This is a genomic window from Candidatus Poribacteria bacterium, from assembly GCA_021295755.1.
GTDB lineage: Bacteria > Poribacteria > WGA-4E > WGA-4E > PCPOR2b > PCPOR2b.
Map to the genome: position 1 here is coordinate 1 of JAGWBT010000251.1, position 2,817 is coordinate 2,817.

Annotated in this window: 3 protein-coding genes; all 3 read right to left on the reverse strand. The window is 47.1% G+C overall.

The window, feature by feature from the left end; all coding sequences use genetic code 11:
* On the reverse strand, positions 1–1,171 hold a 1,171-nt coding region (locus J4G02_23025), incomplete at its 3' end, for a tetratricopeptide repeat protein (protein MCE2397381.1).
* A 33-nt stretch (positions 1,172–1,204) separates the two neighbouring features.
* The gene (locus J4G02_23030; protein MCE2397382.1) at positions 1,205–1,801 is read right to left on the reverse strand and encodes a hypothetical protein; all 597 of its coding nucleotides are present in this window, start codon (positions 1,799–1,801) and stop codon (positions 1,205–1,207) included.
* On the reverse strand, positions 1,738–2,817 hold a 1,080-nt coding region (locus J4G02_23035), incomplete at its 5' end, for a DNA gyrase subunit A (protein MCE2397383.1). The genes J4G02_23035 and J4G02_23030, both read right to left, overlap by 64 nt.

Consider the following 2,817-nt stretch of genomic DNA (forward strand, 5'->3'; position numbering starts at 1 on the left):
TTTCAAAGGTGCCTACTGCTTTTTGGGCATCGTTGAATCTAAGATAAATCTGTGCAAGTGTGTAACGGGCATCTCTGATACGGACAGCCAATTCAATGCGTTCGCTACTTCTCGCGCGGCTGGTACGATTCCCACCCCGTATTGAAAGCGCACGTTCTTCTAATAAGGCAATTGCGCTTGTGATATGATGTTCAGCTTTTTCAAAATTGTCTTGTGCCTGATAGGCAAGACTGATACCACTGTGTGCCTCAACTTCTATCCAACTGCTGTTCCGAGATGGAGGGCGTACAGTACCGCTTTCAATTGATTCCAAAACGGTGAGAAAAGAGCGTACTGCTGCCGTATCGTTTCCAGTTTGAAGGTAAAGTTGCCCCAAGCGATTCCACACACTTATTTGTTCCGGATGGATGGTTATGACCCTTTCATAGGACTGTAAAGCTTCGGCAAGACGGTTTTGACTTTCATAGAGATTTCCGAGCTGCCAATGGTATTCGGCTCTAAAGGGGAGAATGCGGGTAAGTGCTTTGTAAGACGTAATTGCCAGATCAATCTTGCCGAGATAGCGAGCGATGCCACCAAGATAGTCATGTGCTTCACCGTGGTCAGGATCTAATTCAATAATTTGCTGCCCGACTAAAAGCATCTCCTCTTCTAATGCCTTTGTCTTCCGGTTTCCACGTCCGTTTTGATCTATTGAAGAACGGAACCGTTCCTTTAGTATTTGGGCAAGGATCCATTTCGCATCTACACTTTTAGGGTTAAGTTCAATGGCTTTCCTGATATCATTTTCAGCACCGTTAATATTTTGTAATCTTGAAAATCGAAGCGCAGCCCGCTCTGCATAGATGAAACTGAGACCGCGGGCAGATAAAACTTGGTTTCCTTCAATGGATTCACCGTCCAGCTCCAATTCCTCAATTAACGCATCGTAGGCGGCTTTGCTTTTGCGAATGTTGCGTTCACCGGTTCTGCAATAGGCAGCCCACATCAGTTTCGCATAGATATCCGCTGCGCGTGCCATGTCGGCGTTTAACGCCGTATTAGCATCGGTGACCGGGATTAACTCGGGTGTCTCATCAGCGAGTACATCTGTTTGGGCGTGCAAACCGCGTCCTAAGACAAAACTCGCCATGACAAAGACAAAAATCGTGAGCATACCAAGATATTTCATTTTTCCTCCGTGTGTGACAATCCACTATAAATCCTACGCATCTTCAAGCAGAGAAGATGAAAGTTCAATTTTAGCGGCATCAACAAGTGTCTCGTCGGCTTGAAGTGCCATGATGCGCACCCCTTGGGTATTGCGTCCGATACGCCGAATGTCGCCGACAGCTGTTCGGGTAACATACCCATTTGAACTAATGAGAACGAGTTCATCAATATCTGCGACGCGTTTTGCAGCGACAACTGCACCGTTCCGTGTTGACTTTCCGATGGCGATGATACCTTTCCCACCGCGTTTTTGGGAGCGATAAGCAGAGACAGCCGTACGCTTGCCATACCCGTTTTCCGTGACAATCAACAAGGTGTCATCTTCCTTAGCAGTCTTTTGTTCGGTTTCTTCCGCTTCAGTCCCCTCGCCGTTAACAATAACCATTTGTGCTACAAAGTCCTCAGCACCGAGTTCTATGCCACGGACCCCGCGCGTATTGCGCCCAAGGGATCTGACATCTTTCTCATTAAACCGAATGGCAGTACCTTTGTGAGTAACAAGGATGACATCGGAAGTGCCTTCTGTTACTTGCGCGCCAATGAGTTTGTCACCATCATCAAGTTTAACAGCGATAATCCCATTCGACAACGTGTTCTCAAAACTGGCGAGTTCTGTCTTTTTGACAATGCCTTGTTGTGTCGCCATAAAGACAAATTTATTCGCTGTAACCTCGCCGGCATCAGTGCTTTCAGATATACGGTAACATAAGCGGTAATGTTCTCGTTTTGCGCCAACTTGAGTAGATTAACAACTGCACGTCCGGCGGATTGGCGACGCGCTTCAGGAATTTGGTGGACTTTTAACGTATAACATTTGCCCAAATCTGTGAAAAACAAAATGTTTTGGTGCGCAGTAGCAACAAAGATATGCTCCAAAAAGTCGCCATCCTTTGTTGTAGCTCCCTTAATCCCAACGCCACCGCGATGCTGTTTACGATAGGTATCCATAGGTAACCGTTTGATGTAACCGGCATGCGATAGCGTGACGACCATCTCTTCATCAGCGATAAGGTCTTCCACTTCAAATTCTTTGATTTCGCTCGTAATTTCGGTTCGTCGCTCATCGCCGTACGTTTCCCTGAGAGCTCCGAGCTCTGTTCGGATTATATCTGTTATCAGCGTTTCACTGGCAAGGATCGCGCGAAACTCGGCAATACGATCTAATATTTCTGTGTATTCATCGTGGATACGCTGGCGCTCAAGACCTGTCAACTGGCGGAGCGTCATCGTGAGAATTTCTCTCGCTTGCTGCTCGCTGAGTTGGTATGCATCCCGAAGTTCTTGCTCCGCGGCTTGCGGGGATTCAGCAGTTTGGACAAGTTCTATAATTGCCTCAAGGTTTTGCAGTGCTAAGAGATACCCTTCAAGAATGTGATTTCTTCGCTCGGCACGGTCCAGTTCAAATTGTGTCCGTCGGCGAACCACATCGCGTCGATGCTCAAGATAGTGGCGCAGAATCTCCTCAAGCGTTAGAACTTTCGGGAGCCCATCTACAAGACACAGAAGGCTCGCGCTGAAGTTCGTTTGCATCTGTGTATGCTTATACAACTGATTTAAAATAACCTGAGCGATTTCACCACGCTTGAGTTCTATGACAATGCGGAT